This is a genomic window from Ruminococcus sp. Marseille-P6503, assembly GCF_900604945.1.
GTDB lineage: Bacteria > Bacillota > Clostridia > Oscillospirales > Ruminococcaceae > FB2012.
On record NZ_UWPB01000001.1, the window covers coordinates 981,893 to 1,001,802 of the forward strand.

Here is a 19,910-nt window from a genome sequence, read left to right on the forward strand (position 1 = left end):
TTATTTCCGATTCCCCTTAAAGGGTTTTATTTTTAACGTATCCGCTTCCGCAAGCATTTGCGGGATAAACTGACGAAATAACTCCTATAGAACAAGTACGTCCGCAAGCTTAATAAAACCGATTTTCTCAGCTAATTTTTGTGAAGCAATATTTTCGGCTTTTGTTGACCACAAAGGGCATTTTTTACTTTGGATAATGCTTTTGATACACGAGGTACAAACATCGGCAGCATACCCTTTTCCTCTGAATCCGCTAAGGGTATTAACTCCTATCTCCTGCACGGTCTGCGCCATATAAGGCATATCGGGAACGTCGGTACAGCTTACCAGTTCTCCGTTAATAAAATAACCGCAGCATAAATTTCGGTCAACCATATCAGCGAAATAATCCTTGAGCCAATCTGTGTTTCTGCATTCAGGATTATTCTTTTTAAAGAAATTCAGGTATTCCTCATATTGAGTCATTACAAGCGGTTTTGAAACAAACTCTTTCGATATAGGTTTGCCGAAAACATATTTTACATTATGCCCGGCAGCTGTTCCAAATATCTGAAAAAGAATTTCTTTTAAATCACAGATAGGTATAGAGGATTTTATTTTTGCCTTACAAATTTCAATTTTATCAAGCATTTTATCCCCGTATGAGATAACCGCTCTGTTTTGCTGGCAAAAAACGTAAAGATCAAACGCTTTCGGATATCCTGTCTGCACCCTGTTTCTTTCCTCAGAATAAACATACCTCACGCCGGAGAAATCCTCATTGAGGATATTTTCCTGACCCAGCCATTCTGAATAATAACTGTTTGTAAGCGTCAAAAAATCCATATTTATCTCCTGTATATTATTAAGAGTTTAGTTATCCCCGAAATCAGGGACAGATATAAAAAAGAAAGCCTGCAAACGTAGCTGTATCAAAAGTTTGCTGACTATTGATTCTGTGTTGTGACTATAAAATAGATAATTACCCGTCACCACAAAATGATGACGGGTATTGCGCTGTCCGCGCTAATACTGGTGCCGGTGACCGGGGTCGAACCGGTACGGTATTGCTACCACAGGATTTTGAGTCCAGCGCGTCTGCCAATTCCACCACACCGGCATTCAGATAAAATCAACGCTTATAAATTATATCATATTATAATATAAAAGTCAAGCTTTCGGCAATAAAAAAACTTGTAATAAATTTATGCATATTTATATAAAAAACTCCTTGCTTTTAAATTAAAACTATGATAAAATTAATTTATGGAATCAATCCTTTTTCTATAGGATCACTATCGGTCAAGGAGGTTTTTGAAGTGTTGATAAACGATATGAAAATATTAATATGCGATGATTCAATGTTTGCAAGAAAAAAACTCGGTATGTTTATATCTTCTCTCGGAGTCACAACAATTTATGAAGCTGCCGACGGAGCAGAATCAGTTGAAAAATACAATCAGTTTAAACCCGACGTTGTTTTTATGGATATTGTTATGCCTGTGATCTCAGGCGTTGAAGCTTTAAAGCAAATTATAAAATCTGACCCTGAGGCTAAGGTTGTTATGGCTTCCTCCGTCGGAACTCAAAGCTATCTGAAGGAAGCTATCAATGCAGGGGCGGTCAGCTTTCTTCAAAAACCGATTGAAGACAGTCAGGTTGAAAAGATTTTAAATGATATTGCAAGGGGGATCGATTGATGTTTGCACAATTTTTCGGCGGCTATCTGCTGAATAAAAATCTGGTATCAGCAGAAGATCTGGCTCTTGCCATTGAAGATAAAGCGCATACGCGCGCACGTCTCGGCGTTCTCGCTATCAACGCGGGTCTTATGACCGCGGATCAGGTCGAACATATCAATGTGGCTCAGCAAAGCGTCGACAAACGCTTCGGAACGCTTGCCGTGGAATTCGGTTATCTTACCGAAACGGACGTCGACAGGCTTTTATCGGAACAGCCAAAGGACTATCTGGTTCTGGGACAGACGCTTGTAAATAACGGCGTTTTGACAAACTCTCAGTTTGAAAAGGCTATCAACGATTATAAAACTGAAAATAAGCTGTCGGACGAAGATATTTCAAACAGTCAGAGTGAAAAGCTGATAGGTCTGGTAAAAAAATTCTATCACTTCAACACTGCTGAATACGCCCGCATTTATTCAGAATATATCACGCTGCTTTATAAAAACATCATCAGATTTATCGGAGACGATTTCACTCCCTATGAATCAGCCGTTGTAAGAAGCGTTGAAGCTGAAAACATTGTAAGCCAGAAAATAGGCGGTCAGTATAACGCTCAGATATGTATCGTATGCGGACGCAACGAATACATTCATCTTGCCGAGCGTTTTTCAAAAGAAAGCCTCAGCGAAGCAGACGAATACGCAGACGCCATAGTAGGAGAATTTCTGAACATAACAAACGGTCTGTTTTCCGTCAGCGAATCAAATGAATACGGTAACGAGCTTACATTGGAACCGCAGGAATTTATCAAATCAGGAAGCGTAGAATTTGCAAACGACGCTTTTCTGATCCCTGTCGCGTTTTCCTTCGGCGAAGTTATTTTCGTTATATCGGTATGTGAATAAAAATATATTTTATGCAAAACCGGACAGTCAGCGGCCGAATAGTCTATGACTGTCCGGTTTTCATTATTGATAATACTAAATTATTCCGCAGCCGTTCTCACAGCTACACGGCTCCAGCCGCTCCAGGTACAGGTAAAAAGCGTCAGGTCCCATTCCTCTGAACCGGACAGCATTGCGTCAATATCAGTGCCGTTTACAATATCCGTCTGGATCACCTGAAAACGATGCTCGATTCCCGAAGCGGTTGTAAAAATCACCTCATCGCCGCTGTTAAGCTCGTCAAGCCGTGAAAAGAAGTTTTTGTAATTATGGGCGGCTATAACCATATCCCCCGCTGCCAGCGAGCCGGAATATCTGCAAGGCGCTATGTTCAGATTATCATAGCTCCATTCATCCATTACGGGCAGCTCCGCTTCGATCGACGGAATGGAAATGTAACCGATATAAAGCTTTCCGTCAATTTCAATATAGTCTTTTTCAGGCGATACGACGCCGCTTTTATCTCCGGCGCCCTCATCTGAACTGACGCTGCCGTCAGACGAGCCTTCGCTTATTTCCTTTTTCAGCTCGCTCAGAACAGCTGTCATTGAATTTTCGCTTCTGCGTTCACGATAGCCGTTCCATAAGACAAGGGACAATGCCGCTAAAAGCAGCACCGTCCCCGCAGCTATCAGAAAACGCCCTTTTGCGTTTCTTTCAGCCATATATTATTTTCACTTTCTCTTTGAATTAAGTCTTACCCCGACAGCTATCAATATAAGTCCTGCCGCCGAAAGCAAGGGAACCGGCCACCAGAGCTGACCTGTCTGAGGCAGCCTTCCGCCGTTTGACGACGTTTCGGTTTTGGAGCTTGTGTCCGTATCCGAGGAATCGGTCGTTATTGACGAATCATATGTATTAACTATTTCTATAAGCGTTTCGTTGGATTTATAGACGACCTTATAGCCTTCTGCCACATCCTTTTCCTTAACACGCCAGTCCTCATCTTCAGCCGCCTGCCACTCGTAGGTCCAGCCGTTTTTCTCGCTAAGGACAACGGTTTCCCTCAGTTCGCCGCTGCAATAAAGCTCCACGCTTATGGAATCGGGTCTTAAAGCGGCATAATCATTATCCCACAGCTTGGCTACCTTATACTCGGCAGAACCCGAAGCCGGTATTTCGCTCACAGAAAACTTAGGATAAACGGATAAATCAAACGCCTCGCTGTCGTCAGACAGCTCGACAAGCGCCGCTCCGGGAGTATACCGCATACCGTCTATATCAACGGGCGCTCCGATCACAAGATACAGGCCTTCTGTAAGGTTTTCAAAAATAACCGTCCCCTCCGAATCAGTCGCTCCCGTTACGTCTGGAACAAGCTTATCAACAGAAGCGTAATTTTCCAGAGTATTCGCCGCCTCCTGTATTGCAGAAGCCGACATATCGTCAAGCGATACAGGATACTGCGCAAAATCTCCGTCAAGGGCGAAGCTGCCGTCGTCCTGCCTTAAGCCAACGCGATACAGCTTCATTTCCATTCCGGAAAGAACCGCGTCGTCGGTTTTGCAGATAAGCGTAAGCGTTCCGCAGACTTCATAAGATGCATGAGCAGTAAATCCGGAAACAGAAAACAGGACTGCTGCCATTATAGATATTACAGCGCTGATAAAACGTTCAGACTTTATTTTCATTAGCTATCACCTCGTTAATCACCAGATTCATCGTTTACGCCGGAATCGTCGCTCTGACGATCCAACAGATCGGAAATAGAATACTTTCTTTTCTTGCGTTTGTTTTTTCCGCCGAAAATCCAATACAGTATCAGTACCGCCAGCATAGGAGCCGCTACTATCGGGAAGACAGTCATCGGATCTATCTGAACGGCGTCGGAAACTACCCTTGCAGTTGAAGAATAAACGGTATCGATCCTTTTTCCCCTTACCAGAAGTCTGTGAGAATTTACTCCGTAGGGGGTGCAGGTCATAAGAGTTACATAATCGCCGCCGGGTATTATAGCCAAGTCGTCGATTTCATCAGGCAGAACTATCAGAATTCTATCTACCTCGTAGGTATACACTTCGTTGAGAACGGTAACTGTAAAAACATCGCCCTCTGTAAGATCGTCCAGATCGCTGAAAAGCCTTGCCGACGGCAGACCTCTGTGAGCAGATATGACCGAATGGGTATCCGTTCCGCCCACAGGCAGCGACGAACCCTGAAAATGACCGACCGCAATATTAAGCACCTCGGCGCTTGTACCGTGATATATCGGAAGATTAACGCTTATCTCAGGAATAGTTATATATCCCATTATTCCCGTTCCAGTAATATCAAGTATTTCCTCATAGTCAGGAATTTCATCATAGTCGGTAAAGGGAGCGGAAAGTCCGCAGAGAAGCCGATTATATTCCCTGGCTCTCTGAAAAATCTCTTCAAAATCTTCCTCGCTCATTTCGCTTACTTTTTTATCGTAGGTTTCGATTGCGCGGCTCTGCACCCGTGAATTCCACCAATCGCTTATTATAGGATACAGCATCACGGAGAACCCCACCAGCAATATTACCAGCAATACAATGGTCGATATCTTACTGCTATTTTTCCTCATGGAGTCCTCCCTAACGTCTGCCGACAGAAGTATTTCCGCCGGCAGATAAGCTATAGGTAAATCAATTATGATTCAATAATCAGTTTGCGCGGTTTTTCATGCGCTTCTTAACTATAAGCAAAACGCCTGAACCCAATACAAGAGCGCCGCCGGATACATAGAAGATCGTAGTACCGATTCCGCCGGTTGAAGGAAGCTCAGCGCCGGTATTGTTGGCAACAGTGATCTGAGCTATTCCTGTGTCTGCCGAAGCAACGCCGTCTTCTTCGCCCGCCTTAACGGTCAGACTGGTAAGAGCGTCAGAAGTGCCGTCCCAGTTCTGTCCCTCAGCCGTTGTTGCGGTAAGAGTAACGGTAATAGGGCTTGTAAGCTTGTTATAGCCTTCAGGAGCATCGGTTTCTGTAAGGATATATTCTCCGTCCTCAATACCGATAACCTTGAACAGACCGTTTTCATCGGAAGTAAGCACCGTTGCCTGAGCAGCTTCGCTTGTCCAGCCAGTCACCTTTCCGTCTGCGCCAACCTGAACGTACATATTGTCGCTTGATCTCTGGAGAGTGAACTTCGCGTCTTTAAGCTTGGTAGCATTGTCGCTGCCGTCAACCTTTACCGTGTCAAGCTCATATGTAAATACAATTACCTTGTCAGCAGGAGTGCTGCCTGTGTTGTTATCGCCGGCTCCAGAAGCATCAGGCTGATTTGAAAATTCCAGATATACTTCGTTGGGGTTTCCTGCCTTGCCGATCACCGCGCTGGTATTAAGCTTTGCAGTATACTCGACTACGATCTGGCTGCTGGCTGTAACGCTGTCAATCGCCTTTACATCGTTGCAGGTTGCTGTAAGAGTATTTCCGCTGTTCTGGATCGTAAATCTGTCGGTAATCTCAGTTCTGCTGTCGCCGTTTACAAGATAAACCTTAGCGTCGCTGTTGTAGGTCAGACCAGAGCTCAGAGTATCATGGAAAATATATTTATATGTTTCATAATCCGCAAGTCTGCTTGGAAGAGTTCCGATAAGCTTGAAGGGAACATTGTCTCCTATATCCCAGTCGGCAACGTCGTTGTAGCCTTCACCGTAAGTATCGTCCGCAGTATATGACTCCTCGTTTACTTTCTTTACAACTGTCGGAACCGCGCTCTTAGGAGTAACAGTTATATCTCCGGCAACCTTGAGCATAAGCTTTGAATACGCATCGGTAGTGGGTACTGTATTATCCCTTATCAGATAATAGCCGGCGCCAAGCCCGTCAAGAGAGCTTCCCTCGCTGACATTTCCGGAAGGATCCGTCACATGCTTAGCGGCAACCGCAGCGAATGCAAAAGCTGCGTCTGAATCGTCGGCAAAAGTTCCGATAACTGTTGCAACATCGGCAGCGTTTGAGCAGCTTGTGAATTTTCCGGTCAGAGCGCTGTCGCTTGTTGACTTTAATTCGGCAAGCAGAGCGTCGCCGTTTACATCGCTGCCCCAGGTAATAAGTTTAAGGGTATCTCCCTCAAGATTTCCGGTGAAGATCTGATAAACGTCGTAGGTATGGCTTGCGCTGCTTCCCTGGATCGTAATGGTATACGTTGTCGGTTCTGACGAAGCAAAAGCGGTAAACGAAACCGACGCGGTGACCATGCTGACTGCAACAATTGCGGCGGCTGCCATACCGGCAAATTTCTTGACTAAATTCATAATCAATTCCTCCATTTTATTTATTTGCGTTTTTTGCCAAACGCTTTTTTATTATTAAACCCATACAGCGCTCCAACGGCAACGGCAGCGCCCACGGCATAGAATACCGAATTTCCGGTTCCGCCAGTTTCGGGCATCTGTACGCTTTCGTCAGCCGTATCGGATTTATTTATGATTGAAATGGTGCCTTTTGAACCGGCGCCGTTATTGGAATAGCTTACAGAGAAGCCATCCGTCACGCTGGTTTCAGCTACATAATAATAATACGGATCACCGCTGCTGTCAGCGGCGTTAAGACCGTCGATCACAACGCTCCAGCTGTTATCACCGTTAAGGATATACTCTGTTCCCACAAGCTCCGCGCCTAAAGGAACTCCGTTTTCATCGTTTTCCCTGTTGGGAGAGTTCGGAGCGACGGTAGATCGGTAAACCTTAAAGCTTACGCTTGCGCCGTCAGGAGGAGTTACGGTTATACCGTTCAGATCCACCCAAAGCTTTTCTACAGTAAGACTTATCTCATTATGTATTTCAACGGTTCCGTCTGAATTCAGACCGTTGCCTGAATATGACGGCACATACGAAGCGTCTTCTCCGACCGTATATTCCGTTCCGCCTATATTATAGGATATCTCCTTTACATAATAGTACAGCGGCAGACCGTTTTCATTTCCGTTATAGAGCTTGTCCCATGTATACGACCATTTGCCGTTTTCATATCCGACGGTCACCGGATCGCCTACCGGCTCAAGACTGACGGGAAAACCGTCGCTTTTGTTTACCGTCGAGCTGTAAAGCTGAAGCGTAACCGTATCGCCGTCATGAGCGGCTGAATCGCTCCACCTTTTCTCTGCCGTAACGGAAATTTCCTTAGTGTTATCCACCGCCAGAATACTTCCGGATAAAACAAACTTTATTTTATCATAATCCACTTCCTCCGGAATACTTTCACGGTCCGGCATGGCTCTATAGGCAAAATAAAATGGTTCGCTCAGTTTGATATATCCTTCCGGCTGAACTGTTTCCACAAGCTTGTACAGCGAGCCGTCGTCAAGAACATTATCAACGAGCTGCAGCTCAAACAAATTGGTTTCGCTGGTAGTTATATCCAATGGAGCCGCATTGGGATCAGAGCTCCATTCGGCTATTCCTATATAATCCGTGCCTGACACATTCTCTGACCGGACGGCAGCCATCCACTCGCCGGTTTCGGCATTATATTTATACAGGTTGAAAGTCGCGTTAAGATATACCGCGTCGTTACCTATATCGACCTTTTTTATGCTTATAGGAGAATTTGCCGTAGACGTCGACTGGGTATGATCCTTTATTACAAACAGCGAATCGTCAGAAGCGCTATCCGCAACCGTCTGAGTTTCAATGGAAACGCTGTTGAACACGCCAACGCTGTCGTCAAGGGAATCCGTTTCACGCCAGCCGTAATATGTGTACTTGATTCTCAGATGTCTGCTGTCAGGTACGGTAAACGTCAGCTGCGCGGCATACTCGTGACCGGTTTTGGTAAACTCCGCGCTTACTTCGCTTATGCTGTTCTCTCCGCCCCAGTGTTCAAATTGAACGACATATCCGTCAGGGCAGTTTCCTATCACATCAAAGGTCAACCGCGCTTTTCCTTCGCTGTCAAAAGTAATACTAAACTCTGTAGTCGGATAGGACCAATTCATGCTTTCTCCGACAGGCGCGTATCCATATCTTCCCGAAACAGTTGTTCCGGGAGAACCGCTGAACGTTATGTCCGCCTGAGAGCCGTTTATCAGACCTGCAATATTAATTAAATTGCCCGAATATGACACTTCGCCCTGGCTCTTTTCAACCTCTACAGGTCTGCTGTCGTCGAAAACATAGCTGTACTGATTGGACGGCAAGGGGATCTCATTACCCTCAGCGTCAACGTGGTATACCTGAATCGAACGGAGCGCTACCTGTATCGCGCCGGAATCCGTACAGATATAGCCGGTTCCGTCGCTGTCGTAATAGGTTCCTGTTCTGAGAGTATCCACAATGGTAAGCGTGTCGCCCGACGAAAGATCGTTTGCCTCAGGATTTACATCGACGGTATAATCAATATATCCCGCGGCGCCGGTAGTCATAAGTCCTGTTTTTGACAGAACGCCTTCCTCTACGCGCTGAGTCTGCTCTATTTCGTCGTACTTTCCGTCCGAATCCTGAAGCCGGTTTGTAAACGAAACCGCACCGTTGTTTTCATGAAGCATTTCATCAAGCCTGTCAGCTTCTATCATCGCGCTGTACTTGATCGAACACTTATTGCCGTTATGCGAGGAGATTACAAAAGTAATGACCTGAGAGCCGTTTTCCTCGCTGAGAGTATAGCCTTCGCCCCACTGATTGTAGGAAAGATTCTTTGTATAGCCGTTGCTGTCCGTTAAAGTAATACCGCCCGCCTCATACAGCCTTAAGCCTGCCGGAAGCGTATCCTTCAACACAATATCGCCGCTTTCGTAAACGCGGTTTTCATTTGCCTCGATACACCACTTGAAGAGATAATATTCCGTTCCGTCAACCGTAACAGTGTCAAGCTCAGACGGCTTCATTTTTGTAGTTCCGGTAGTCTGATTTGAATAATCTCCGTCCTTTGAATACCATGCGTCATATTTTTTATACGGAGCGCTTCCGTCGGGAACGGTATAATCATAAGACTTCTCACTGTCCCGGTTGTTGAAAGACGCATAGTTCTTATATGTAACAACAGAGCCGGGCTCCGCGCCTGAAACATCTACAATACTTGAATACGAAACGCGTATATTTGCTACATTATCAAAAAACTCGCTGTCCGCGAAGGAAACGCTGAAGCTGCCGCCGCTTTCAGTTACGGTATAATAATCATCGCTCAGAGTGACAAAATTCCCCGAGCTGTCCTTATATTCAACCGAAATGCTCTGACTTCCAGAAAAGCTATGAGAAGCTCCGCCGCCGGAAATACTCATTACATCTTCAAGCGTCTTTCCTCTGAAAAAGCCGTTTTCCTGATCCATATTAACAGTCCACGGAATCTCCAAGGTTTCATCGTCGTTATAAATTACCTCTCCCCTGTCTTTATAGACGCTGTTTGTGGGAGTATATTCGGCAGTTTCGCTGTCCTCCGCCCAGGAAACGCTATCCTCGTCCTTCAGCTCGGCAGTATTTACAGTGACATATTTTCCGCTCGACGGATCTAATTCAGCGTCCTCGATACGGTCGGTTTTATATGTAATGACGATTTCGCTTACTCCGTCGGGAACATTCTTGAATGTAACGGTATCTCCGTTCTGCTCATATTCAATATCGACAGTACCGTCTGACGACGTGATTTTAAACGAACCGTTAGCAATACCCTCCGCCAGCAGATTATCCGTTACGGTAAATCCGTTTAAGGAACCGCTGCCGGTATTGTTTGTCACTTTAACAGTCCAGGTATAAGTAGAATCATTCCAGTCGGTTTGATAATACTTATCAAGAGTATACGCCTTATCAACCGTAGCGGATACGTCCTTATAGGAACCTCCGTCAGGCGTTTCGATTCTGGCAGTATTGGAATAATCAGCTTCATTTACAAGCGGGGCTTCATAGGTAATAGCTACAGACGTATCGGTAACCCCGTCTTTAAAAGTAAGAACGCCGTCGGTCAGTTCATATTTACTTGAGTCAATACCGGTAATAACCGTATCGGCTTTAAACGCCGTATCCTTTATTTTATAGCCGCCCAAGTCCAGACCATTGCCGTTTTCTATGGTAACAGTCCACTGAACGGTGTTGTTATCATAATCAGGCGCGCCTGTTTTGGCAATATTGACGGAGGACTGACACCAAACATAAACGTCATCCTCATCAATCACCGTATTCTGGCTGTCGCTGAGATATGCCTTGTTATATGCGTTTTCACCGTTTAAAACAGCATTTCCCGGAGCCTGTGTTTTATAGGTTACAGTAACCGATTTGTCATTTATACCGTTTGCAAACTCAAATCTTCCGGTGTCAGGATTATAGCTGCCTGCTCCGCCGGGACTGACTTCAAAATCAGAGGCTTCAGAGAACATCCCGTCTGTAAGATAATATCCGTCAAGATAATCGCCTCTGGGATTATCCACTTTAACAGTCCACGTTATAGTTCCGTCCTTATTGTCGGTTCCGGATTTTTCAACCGAAAGCTTTTTTTCAGGATACCCGGGAATTGTAACGGTAACATCTCCGAACGAAACGTCAACCTCCTGATCCATATCGGTGTCCGCACGCTTCACATCCGCGTCAAACGTAAGAGTACCGCTTATAGCCTCGCCGATATGATCGTTCAGATAAGCGTCGTTAAACTTAATGATAACAATTCCGTCCTCTGTAATCACATAGGTTCCGGATATTACTCCGTTATCATAAACATTTCCGGGAGTAAGATTCCCGTTATTATCCTGCGGCAGACCGCCTTCCGGTACGGCTATGTGCGAATCAAGCCTATACCATATATAAGGCTGGTAGGGATCGATACTTACATCGCCGACGTCAAGTGAATAGCCAAGATTAAAAATAACATGCTTAACTTCACTGTCAGCAGTATCCGAAGAGCCGGCAACCGTTACATCTTTGATATTCGGCTCAAAATAATGTCCGGTTTTGGTAGCTTCGTCTATATCAATAGCTCCGTCCGTATCAGCGAGCAAAGCGATACCGTTGTTCACGTTGTCCTCAGATGACAAACTTATCGCCGGCATTATAAGGCTTGCGACTACGGACACCGCCACAAGCAGAGACAAAACTGCCGCCGTTATCCCGCGGCGCTTGCTGATTTTGTGCTTTTTCATATACAGCCCGATTTTTCTTTTGAAATCAAGCATATCATATCCTCCTTTCCGCGATACTTTTTATTTGCTTTAACTGAAAAATCCTATTTCTTTCAAAGGCCATATTCTTAATGAAACCTTACCGACCACAGCTTCTTCCGATATACATCCGACTGCCGACGAACGGCTGTCGATCGACGTTGACCTGTTGTCCCCCATCACAAAAATCCGCTCGTCAGGGACCTGATAAGGAAGCTCAATATCACACTCGCCCATAGCCTTTTCGGTCAGATACGGTTCGTCAAGCTGTTTTTCATTCACATAAACATTGCCGTTTTCATCTATATCGATATAATCTCCGGAAACTCCGATAACCCTTTTAAGCAGAATCTTATTATTATAATAGAAAGCAACAATGTCTCCCCGCTCGAAATTTCCTGTTTTTCTGCATACCACAAGCTGATCGTTCATAAGCGTCGGCGCCATGCTTGTACCAGTGACCCTAAGCACCGGCATAAAAAGCGTCGAAAGCAAGACCGCCGCCGCCGCAACCACTATGAGCGAGGACACGGTACTTACAATAACCTTTCTGAACTCTCTGCGCGACTTCACTCTCGAAAGCTCGGCTTCAAGCTGTTTTACCGCCGGAAAATCCTTATTCATCCGACCCGATCTCCTCTTCGACAGCAAGCTGAATATTCATCGCCGAGCAAAGCCCGTCAAGCTGCTTTGACATACGCAGCAGCGTTCCGGAATACTCCTTTTCCGCGTCAGCCTTGTCGGCGATCTGCGCCTTCAGCAGCTCAATTTCACCGTTTGCCCTGTCAAGCTCCTTTTTCACAGCAACCAGTAGCTCAAGCAGTTCGGTACGATTAAGCTTGTGCAATTCCTTATCTGTCATTATAACACGCTCCGAAGAATGACAAAAAAATAACAAAAATATTGTCTTACGAATTTATTTTTATTATTATAGCACCTATAAAAAATAAAGTCAAGACAGAAGCGTTTAAAAAAAATTAACATTGATAATGAAAAATTTGAACAGCGCAATTAAAATTAACAAAAATTAATCCAAATTTAAGTTAATTTCTACCCCATTATTTAACCTAAACGAGTAAATGTAACAAGCTTTGACCGGCATATCCAGAAGCAGATCCAGAGCCGCCTTATACAGCTCAAGCTGAGTGCGGTATTCGTAAAGCTCTGAAACATCCCTGAAGTTATCCGTTTTGTAATCAACAAGAACATAACCGTCGCTTTCCCTGAATATACAATCTGCAACGCCCTGAAGCATAGTTCCCGCCGCAGCATATTTTTCATACTTTTTATCCAGCCTGAGGTCGGAAAAGCTGACGAGAAACTGCTTTTCTCTTATCAGCTCGCTGCCCGCGCTCATTCGTTTGTAAAAGCCGCCGGCAAAAAAATGCTTTACAGCCTCAATATAGACCCCGTCCGCTTCCTTAGGGGTAAAATATCCTTCTCTGACAAGCCGAGCAAGCTCTCCCTCAGCGTCCTCACAAGCTCTGCTATAATCCGCAAGCTCCATAAACAGGTGAGTACAGGTACCTTTCTGCGCAGAGCTGAGCTTTCCGATCTCATCAGACAGCCGCGGCAGCTGAGGATAAAATTCCGGATTCCTTTCGCCGTATTCCCGTTCCTTTTCTTCACGCACTATTTCAGTGACCGTAAGCTTGGACGGTGTATCCGCGTTGCCATACAAATATTTAAAGCTATATCTGCCGCATAATTCCGACACCAGCTTTTCGTCACAGCAAGGATTTATAAACTTATGATCCAAAATTTTGTCGGAATCAGTACATTCCGCCGTAACAAAGCTTACGGACGCCTGCGTTTCAAATTTCGGCAGCTCGGCGCTCACCTCCATTTTTTCAAGGAAAGCTTCGTTCCCGGGACAGCATAGCAGCACCGCGCACAGCCATTCAAGATATGAACCGCATTGTCTTACGATTCTGCTGCTTATTCCTCCGGCACGCGATATTTCCTCCGCGATATTGTTCACCAAACGCCTTGTATCATAACGGCCGTTTTTGCTTTCCCTGATCATTATAGGTATAAACAGTTTTTCCTTAGCCCTTGTAAGCGCAACGTACAGCAGGCGTATTTCCTCGCTCAGCGTTTTGTTTCTGCCTATAACGCTCAACGCTTTGTGGCTTATTGTTTCGGTCTGAGTCAGACTGCTGTGATTAAGAATGGTAAAACCTGCTCCAAGCTGCTCGTCAAGAAGCATTTTCTGATTTATATCGGAAAGATTAAATTCCTTGTCTATTCCGCAGAGGAACACAAAAGGATACTCCAGCCCTTTGGATTTATGTATGGTTTTTACATAAACGCTGTCTTTGCCTTCGGTAACGGTCACAGCCTGACGGAAATCCTTTCCGCTTTCGTAAACCGAATCAAGATACCTTATAAATCCGGTTACTCCTCCCTCGCCGCTGTTTTCATAGGAGGCGGCGTATTCAAGCAGAAGTCTCAGATTAGCGCGTTTCTGCCTGCTGTTTTCATATGCGGAGGCTACGGCAAAAAATCCGGTTTCATCGTAAATTTTCCTGATCAGCCGTGAAAGCGGCATACCAGCGGCGTAAAATCTTAGCCTTTTTATCAGCTCAAGAGCGTAACGGCACTTTTTTTCAATAACCGCATCGCCAATGTCAAGCTTCTCAGCTTCCCTCTCGTGACTGCCTTCTTCCTTCCCAGCGGCATTAATTATCTGATAGATATGCTTTGTATAGCCTTTCCCTGTATTGCACAGACGCCTTAATACCGCAGTTTCATCAGCCGTAAAGCTTAAAACGGGCGACATCATTACCGAAGCCATCGCCATATCCTGCATAGGATTGTCTATAACCCTGAGAAGATTGATCATTACCGCGATCTCTCTCGCTCTCAGATAACCGCTGGTTTCCTCGCTGTAGGCTTTCAGCCCGACGGCGCCGAGAGCCGCCGAAAGCTTTTCAGTCGCAGATTTAGATCTGGAAAGCACGCAGAAATCAGACGGTCGGCAGGGACGCTTTTCATCTCCGCTGTAAACACAGCAGCCCTCGTCTATAAGCTGACGGATACGCTTAGCGATTATGTAGTTCTCCTCGGTAAAAAGAACGTATTCGTCTTCGTCCGAGTCAGCCGCATCGGCTTTATCTGCCGGAAGCTCAGCCAGGATTATTTCAGTGTCATGATCCCTTCCTCCGTATTGCGCACCATATTGAAGCCTTTCGTCGCCGCTGTAGACAAGCTCTCCCACCTCCTCGCTCATAAGGTTTTCAAATACCAGATTTACAAAATCTATAATATTCTTCCGTGAACGGAAATTCTTTTTCAGAGCCACGGATTTTAAAATGCCGCCGTTTTCAAAAGCCGCCGCTTGTTCTCTGGCGTTTATGAAAAGCTGTGGATTCGACTGCCTGAAACGGTATATCGACTGCTTTACGTCGCCTACCACAAATACGTTTCTACCCAGCGCCGACAGATCCTCGGTATCCGACAGCGCCTTGAAAATCAGCTCCTGAAGATTATTGACATCCTGAAACTCGTCAATGAGTATTACCTGATAATCACGGTTTTTTACAATTTCCTCCGCAAGCTCCGTCCTGACGGTTTTTCCGTCCTCGCGCCTTACAAGCAGGTTTATAGCCATTCTTTCCACATCGGAAAATTCCAGAGAATTTCTGCTTACCTTCTCGCTCCAGGAAATTTCCTCCGCGCTTTTGCATAAGCCGCACAGGTCGGTAAAAATCCTCTTTGCAATAAGCAGATCCTCTTTGATATGCAGTCCGGTCCTGCGGCAGGACGTCCTTATCCTCTTTACGCAGTCCTTGCAGCTTTCCCTCAGTTTTTTTATCTGCTCCGCGCCTATGCTCCTCTCCTCCAGCTGGACGGGAGGAATATCGCCTTTCGGAAAGCTTACGGTAAGTCTTTTCCACACAGCGCTTTCGGCAAAACTGTAGATTTCCTCCCACGAACCGTTGTCAAGCGTTTTCAGGAACTCTTCAAGCAGCTCTCTGTCCGAATCCAGCGCTTCCCCTGCCGTTTCTTTGCAGCCGTACTTTTCATGCAGACGGTAAAACGCCGACTTGGCGGCTTCGTTCAGCTTCAAGGCACGTTCCAGCATTTCACGGTAATCATAAACGGCTGTGCTTACATAATCGGACAGCCTTTCATCGCTGGTAAAATCCTCGGTTTTTTCCCTGATCCATTCGTCGGGAAAAGGCAGCGAACGCAGAAAATCATAAAGCTTCGCCGCAATTTTCTCAACGGCCTGCTCCGAGCCGTCGGAAAGCGAATCCACAAGAAAATCATATTCCTCCGGGGACTCCTGAGCAAGCTTATCCATTGCCGCGGCTATAGAATTTTTAAGTATGACCTCTGAATCCGTTTCGTCAAGTATTTTTATCCCGTCCTGGAGCTCGAACTCATGTATATTGCTTCTTACAAGCTCAAGACAGAAAGCGTTGATCGTGTTTATCCTGGCAAGCGCAAGCCTGTCCTGCTGCTTCTGAAGCCATTTCTTCTGCGCGGGGTCAGTTTCCTCCAGTATTTTTTTATCAAATGCGGCGGCAAGCTTTTCTTTCATCTGAGCCGTCGCGTCAACCGTAAAAGTCACAGCCAGAAGCCTGTCGGCAGGAATATTTTTACTCCGGTCGGCAAGCAGATTTATTGTGCGCTCTATCAGAACGGCGGTTTTTCCGCTCCCCGCCGCCGCGGATACTACTACGCCCTTATCGTAAGTTTCAATAGCCGTACGCTGATCCTCCGTCCATTTTACAGACACTTATCCGCACCGCCTTTCTCCTGTTCCTCCATAATACTTTTAAGCTCGTCCTCAAGCTTCTGCGCGTCTTCTCTTTCTATCCTTCTAGGATTTTTGGGACTGGCGTTTCCGCAGATACCCCAGTAATCGCAATAGCTGCAAGGGATTTTTGCGTTTCTTCCCTCTCCCTTGCATACCGGATCGGCCTTTATATCTCCTTCAAAAAGCCTTTCCGCCAAACTATACACCTTACCCAAAGCAAACCTTTCAAGCGCCTTGAACCATTCAGGATCCGCGGGCTTTTTACCTCTCGACGAAATACTTCCGTCCTTATTGAAGGAAAAAAGCGTAAACGCTCCGCCGAAGCTTTTGTTAAGGGCTTTGATGGTATTTTCATCGTCCACCATCATTCCGTCGGGACGACATTTCTTTGCCCGAACCTCCATAAGCAGTCCGTCAAGATCGTCAGCTTCCTCGGCGTCAGCAGGAGAAAGCTCTGCCGGACAGTCTTTCAGATGATTGTATATTACAGCTGAGGGCTGGAGCCTGCCGTCCGGATTCAGCTCGTTGACGCTTCTGGTGACCGCCAGAAGATATATCATCATCTGCAGATTCAGACCGCTGTACAGCTCTGCAATATCAAAGGCAGTCGAACCGGTCTTATAGTCTATAATACGAAGATACCTGCTGCCGTCGGACGCCGTATAAATATCCGCCCTGTCTATGCTTCCCCTTATATTTATTGAACAGCCGTTTTCAAGAGTAAGCTTAAGAATGCTTTCTCCGTCCTCCTTCGTCAGATTAAACTCAAAGGCCTCAGGTCTGAACATAGACTGTGAAAGCTCAGTCTGGATAAGCCTTATCATATGATACGCCGATTCCTCCAGACGTTTAAGCTCCTGACGGAAACGGGCGGTTTTTCCGTAGCTTCCGCCCATTTCCTCGCTGCAGTACCTTTCAAATTCCTCATGTATCTTCTCTCTGACCGTATTTTCCGGGAAATCAACGAAATTTTCATTATATATCCGCCTGCCGTTATGCTCGGCGCTCATGATCCTTTCAAGACAGCTATGTATCAGGTTGCCTCTGTAAAGATTATTGAACGCAACTCTTTGCGGAGGATACAGCTTAAGCCCATACTTGCAGTAAAAGCTAAAGGGACAATTATAAAAATCTGTTATCCTGGTCGCCGAAATATTGAGATCGCGGCCGAAAAACAGCTCCCCGGCGGTTGACGGCGAAAGCTTATGCGGAGCGTTTGCCGCCGAACGTTTTACGAAATCAAGCTTATCTCTGTAAATTTCAGAGGTTTTCAGCGACTCCTCAATAGATTTCACCGCTGCGGTTCTGTCCTTTGATTTTTCAAGATATTTATAATACGCGGTTTTATACGACGTGCAGAAAAAATCGGGAGAAAGATCCTGAATTTTTTCCATACCGATATCCTTGAACATATTCAGGATCATCTTCACAAGAACAGACGGGTTTTTAAGATTGCCCTGAGCGTCAGATTCGGAGCTGATAATATAGAGCCTGTCCGAGGGCATAGACGCAGTCTGGTAAACCGTCAGTCTTTCGTTTTCTATCGACGACATTACTCCCGATTCAAATTCCAGATCAACGCTTTCAAGCTGACGTCTCTCGCGCTCGGTAAGCAAACCCTCCGGCTTTGGGTCTGCGGGAAAAACGCCGTCGTTTACTTCAAGTATAAAAAGCGCTTTGACCCCGGAAAGCCTTGACCGTTCCGCTTCCGCGCATCTTACCGAATCCGCTTTCTGAGGAGGAGCCGCCGCGGTCATCTGAGAAAGCATAAGCTTGAATATCTCATAAAACCTTCTCAGCGTCAGTATTTCCTCTCCCAGCTGCTCATATATCGACTGAACCGCGGAAAGCGACGAGGTCCAGACCATCTTTGAGATTCTGCCCAGCTCGAGCTCCGTATCGTTAGCGGAACCGCTTGCCTGCTTGACTACAGAATAAATTTCCTCTGAAAGCCTGATCTCGTCGAGCAGCCTGAAAAGCGCCTCGCATATTTCCTTAGCTGTCGCGTTTTCACAGCTTTTTTTGAAACTTTCAAGCGGCTCTATGATCTTCCTTCTGGTGTCGTTCAGGCGTTCGGGCAAAAACGAGCCTTTTTCGCAGGCTGTGAAATCCTCAAGCCACATAGAACCTCTGACGTTCCATTTGACGCAGTAGTCCTCGATATCGCACACATCAAAATCATAAAAGGGCGAAAGCGGCGATTTTATGTATCTCAGAATATTTTCCGTTTTATACTCCTTTGAAAGCACGCAGGAAAAAATGCTTTTAAGATATATTGCCAAAGCAGTCTGCTCCACGCTCTGCCGCCTGTCTATAAAATAAGGTATATCGTATCTTTCCATAGCGCCTTCAAGCGCCGGAGCAATATCCCCCAGATCTCTGGCGGCTACGGCTATATCACGGTATCTGTACCCTTTCTCACGGATAAGCCTCGATACCTCGGCGCAGACAAACTCCGTTTCCTCATAGATATCCGAGGCCGAAAGCACCCTGACGCCTTTTCTGTCATCAGCTTCAGGAGGAGCGGTACAGTAAAGACAGCGGTTTATATGTTCTATCGCTTGACTGCCGTAGTCAAATCCGCTTACTGACGTCTGAGCGTAAGCCGCGTTATGCTCTTCCGCGATCCGCCGCAGCTTTTCTCTTGTTCTTACGGTCTTCGCAAAGGGAGTCTGATTAGCTTTCAGATTGTCGCCGTCGGATATGACCAGAGATATAAAAACATCCTCCGCCTGGGAAAGCATACATCCTATCAGCCGGTATTCGTCCTGTGAAAATCCCGAAAAGGCGTCAATAAAAACGGTGGTTCCGTAAAAAAATCCGTTGCTTTCAGCCAGCCTTACACACTCGCCCATGGAGGTAAGCGCGTCCTTAAGACCTGCTTTCGCAAGCTCTTCAAGATAATAGCCGTAAAGCGCCGACAAGTCAAAAAGCTTATCGCAGACCGAGCCGTTCAGCTTTTCAGCGGCTGCTCTCAAATCCTCCGGGGTAATTCCCGACTGCATAAGCTCTCCCGCCAAAGCGATGACCTCGCCCAGAAACGTGCCTTTATCCAGAGCCCGCTTGTAAAACCGTACATTCCGGCTTTCCTTCAGTCTTCTTACCGCCTTGTACATAGTTATTATACGCGCGTTTTCGTCCGCGTTTTCTTTTGAGCCTGCTCCGTACTCACGGCTTATCAGCTCCGCAAGACGATTGAAGCCCGCCGTTCTCAGCCTATTGAACAGGGACGCCCCCATAAGCTCATACAGCTTCTTGTCGTATTCAAAGGAAAACTGATCCGGCACTATTACCAGAACATTTCCGCCTTTCCGGCACGCCGACTTTATTTCCTCGCAAAAGCGCGGCTCACGGCCGCTGTGAACCGCTCCGGTTATTAATCTGAGCATAGAACGCACCGCCTTTTGTATTACTGAATCCGGACATTTAAGACAAACTTACACAAATATGTCCTCTTAATATTATGGTAACACACAAAGTCCTGCTTG

12 protein-coding genes and 1 tRNA gene are annotated in these 19,910 nt (G+C 46.0%); 2 read left to right on the forward strand and 11 right to left on the reverse strand.

What is annotated here, in order from left to right:
* Positions 1-84: 84 nt before the first annotated feature.
* Complete coding sequence (locus tag EIH25_RS04585; protein WP_124099008.1) at positions 85-825, reverse strand: GNAT family N-acetyltransferase; 741 nt, start codon at positions 823-825, stop codon at positions 85-87.
* A gap of 187 nt (positions 826-1,012) precedes the next feature.
* Positions 1,013-1,099: transfer RNA gene (locus EIH25_RS04590), tRNA-Leu, on the reverse strand.
* A 199-nt stretch (positions 1,100-1,298) separates the two neighbouring features.
* Here EIH25_RS04590 and EIH25_RS04595 point away from each other — a divergent pair.
* Together EIH25_RS04595 and EIH25_RS04600 are read left to right on the forward strand one after the other, a co-directional pair.
* Complete coding sequence (locus tag EIH25_RS04595) at positions 1,299-1,679, forward strand: response regulator (RefSeq protein WP_124099010.1); 381 nt, start codon at positions 1,299-1,301, stop codon at positions 1,677-1,679.
* Positions 1,679-2,566, forward strand: coding sequence for a chemotaxis protein CheX (locus tag EIH25_RS04600; RefSeq protein WP_124099012.1), 888 nt, complete (start codon positions 1,679-1,681; stop codon positions 2,564-2,566). Before EIH25_RS04595 ends, EIH25_RS04600 begins: the two co-directional genes overlap by 1 nt.
* An 80-nt stretch (positions 2,567-2,646) precedes the next feature.
* Here EIH25_RS04600 and EIH25_RS04605 read toward each other — a convergent pair whose 3' ends face one another.
* The 9 genes from EIH25_RS04605 to EIH25_RS04645 all read right to left on the reverse strand — a co-directional run bounded on the left by EIH25_RS04605 (position 2,647) and on the right by EIH25_RS04645 (position 19,811).
* Positions 2,647-3,270 carry a sortase gene (locus EIH25_RS04605; RefSeq protein ID WP_124099015.1) on the reverse strand — a complete coding sequence of 208 codons (624 nt, stop codon included), beginning with the start codon at positions 3,268-3,270 and terminating at the stop codon, positions 2,647-2,649.
* Positions 3,271-3,279: 9 nt separating this feature from the next.
* Complete coding sequence (locus EIH25_RS04610; RefSeq protein WP_124099017.1) at positions 3,280-4,236, reverse strand: Cna B-type domain-containing protein; 957 nt, start codon at positions 4,234-4,236, stop codon at positions 3,280-3,282.
* Between the two features lie 14 nt (positions 4,237-4,250).
* Positions 4,251-5,150 carry a class C sortase gene (locus EIH25_RS04615; protein WP_124099019.1) on the reverse strand — a complete coding sequence of 300 codons (900 nt, stop codon included), beginning with the start codon at positions 5,148-5,150 and terminating at the stop codon, positions 4,251-4,253.
* A gap of 79 nt (positions 5,151-5,229) precedes the next feature.
* Positions 5,230-6,828, reverse strand: coding sequence for an isopeptide-forming domain-containing fimbrial protein (locus tag EIH25_RS04620; protein WP_164489158.1), 1,599 nt, complete (start codon positions 6,826-6,828; stop codon positions 5,230-5,232).
* A 20-nt stretch (positions 6,829-6,848) separates the two neighbouring features.
* Positions 6,849-11,669, reverse strand: a complete 4,821-nt coding sequence (locus EIH25_RS04625; RefSeq protein WP_124099023.1) for a Cna B-type domain-containing protein — start codon at positions 11,667-11,669, stop codon at positions 6,849-6,851.
* A gap of 36 nt (positions 11,670-11,705) precedes the next feature.
* Positions 11,706-12,278 (reverse strand): signal peptidase I, encoded by a 573-nt coding sequence (gene lepB, locus EIH25_RS04630; protein WP_124099025.1) that lies wholly within the window; start codon positions 12,276-12,278, stop codon positions 11,706-11,708.
* Positions 12,271-12,516, reverse strand: coding sequence for a hypothetical protein (locus EIH25_RS04635; protein WP_124099027.1), 246 nt, complete (start codon positions 12,514-12,516; stop codon positions 12,271-12,273). The genes lepB and EIH25_RS04635 overlap by 8 nt, the downstream gene beginning before the upstream one ends.
* A gap of 165 nt (positions 12,517-12,681) precedes the next feature.
* Positions 12,682-16,401: a helicase-exonuclease AddAB subunit AddA gene (gene addA / locus EIH25_RS04640; RefSeq protein WP_124099029.1), complete on the reverse strand. Its 3,720-nt coding sequence runs from the start codon at positions 16,399-16,401 to the stop codon at positions 12,682-12,684.
* A complete protein-coding gene (locus EIH25_RS04645) occupies positions 16,392-19,811 on the reverse strand; it encodes a PD-(D/E)XK nuclease family protein (protein WP_124099031.1) in 3,420 nt (1,139 codons plus the stop codon). The genes addA and EIH25_RS04645 overlap by 10 nt, the downstream gene beginning before the upstream one ends.
* Positions 19,812-19,910 lie beyond the last annotated feature (99 nt).

Bases quoted from the DNA above. Each gene is read 5' to 3' on its own strand.
- EIH25_RS04605 (WP_124099015.1), bottom strand. From the start codon at position 3,270: ATGGCTGAAAGAAACGCAAAAGGGCGTTTTCTGATAGCTGCGGGGACG.
- EIH25_RS04635 (WP_124099027.1), bottom strand. From the start codon at position 12,516: ATGACAGATAAGGAATTGCACAAGCTTAATCGTACCGAACTGCTTGAG.
- lepB (WP_124099025.1), bottom strand. From the start codon at position 12,278: ATGAATAAGGATTTTCCGGCGGTAAAACAGCTTGAAGCCGAGCTTTCG.
- EIH25_RS04620 (WP_164489158.1), bottom strand. From the start codon at position 6,828: ATGAATTTAGTCAAGAAATTTGCCGGTATGGCAGCCGCCGCAATTGTT.
- EIH25_RS04625 (WP_124099023.1), bottom strand. From the start codon at position 11,669: ATGCTTGATTTCAAAAGAAAAATCGGGCTGTATATGAAAAAGCACAAA.
- EIH25_RS04645 (WP_124099031.1), bottom strand. From the start codon at position 19,811: ATGCTCAGATTAATAACCGGAGCGGTTCACAGCGGCCGTGAGCCGCGC.
- EIH25_RS04585 (WP_124099008.1), bottom strand. From the start codon at position 825: ATGGATTTTTTGACGCTTACAAACAGTTATTATTCAGAATGGCTGGGT.
- EIH25_RS04615 (WP_124099019.1), bottom strand. From the start codon at position 5,150: ATGAGGAAAAATAGCAGTAAGATATCGACCATTGTATTGCTGGTAATA.
- EIH25_RS04600 (WP_124099012.1), top strand. From the start codon at position 1,679: ATGTTTGCACAATTTTTCGGCGGCTATCTGCTGAATAAAAATCTGGTA.
- EIH25_RS04610 (WP_124099017.1), bottom strand. From the start codon at position 4,236: ATGAAAATAAAGTCTGAACGTTTTATCAGCGCTGTAATATCTATAATG.